The sequence below is a fragment of the Bacteroides sp. D20 genome (assembly GCF_003436255.1).
Taxonomy (GTDB): Bacteria; Bacteroidota; Bacteroidia; order Bacteroidales; family Bacteroidaceae; genus Bacteroides; species Bacteroides uniformis.
In genome coordinates this window covers 1-849 of the sequence record NZ_QSOO01000052.1, presented here as the reverse complement: position 1 = coordinate 849, position 849 = coordinate 1, and the positions used below count along the sequence as shown (strand labels likewise).

Annotated in this window: 1 pseudogene; it reads left to right on the top strand. The window is 39.9% G+C overall.

What is annotated here, in order from left to right:
* A pseudogene (locus DXD78_RS20925) lies at positions 1-849 on the top strand (tetracycline resistance ribosomal protection protein); the annotation flags it as partial.

Sequence of the window (849 nt, the reverse complement as noted above, 5' to 3'; positions counted from 1 at the left end):
GCCCGAAGAGAGAAGCAAGGTGATATCCGCTCTGAATACATTGTGGATTGAAGACCCGTCTTTGTCCTTTTCCATAAACTCATATAGTGATGAATTGGAAATCTCGTTATATGGTTTGACCCAAAAGGAAATCATACAGACATTGCTGGAAGAACGATTTTCCGTAAAGGTCCATTTTGATGAGATCAAGACTATCTACAAAGAACGACCTATAAAAAAGGTCAATAAGATTATTCAGATCGAAGTACCACCCAACCCTTACTGGGCCACAATAGGGCTGACTCTTGAACCCTTACCGTTAGGGGCAGGGTTGCAAATCGAAAGTGACATCTCCTATGGTTATCTGAACCATTCTTTTCAAAATGCCGTTTTTGAAGGGATTCGTATGTCTTGCCAATCTGGTTTACATGGATGGGAAGTGACAGATCTGAAAGTAACTTTTACTCAAGCCGAGTATTATAGCCCGGTAAGTACACCTGCTGATTTCAGACAGCTGACCCCTTATGTCTTCAGGCTGGCTTTGCAACAGTCAGGTGTGGACATTCTCGAACCGATGCTCTGTTTTGAGTTGCAGATACCCCAAGTAGCGAGTTCCAAAGCTATTACAGATTTGCAAAAACTGATGTCTGAGATTGAAGACATCAGTTGTAATAATGAGTGGTGTCATATTAAAGGGAAAGTTCCATTAAATACAAGTAAAGACTATGCCTCAGAAGTAAGTTCGTACACTAAGGGCTTAGGCATTTTTATGGTTAAGCCATGTGGGTATCAAATAACAAAAGACGGTTATTCTGATAATATCCGCATGAACGAAAAAGATAAACTTTTATTCATGTTCCAAAAATCAAT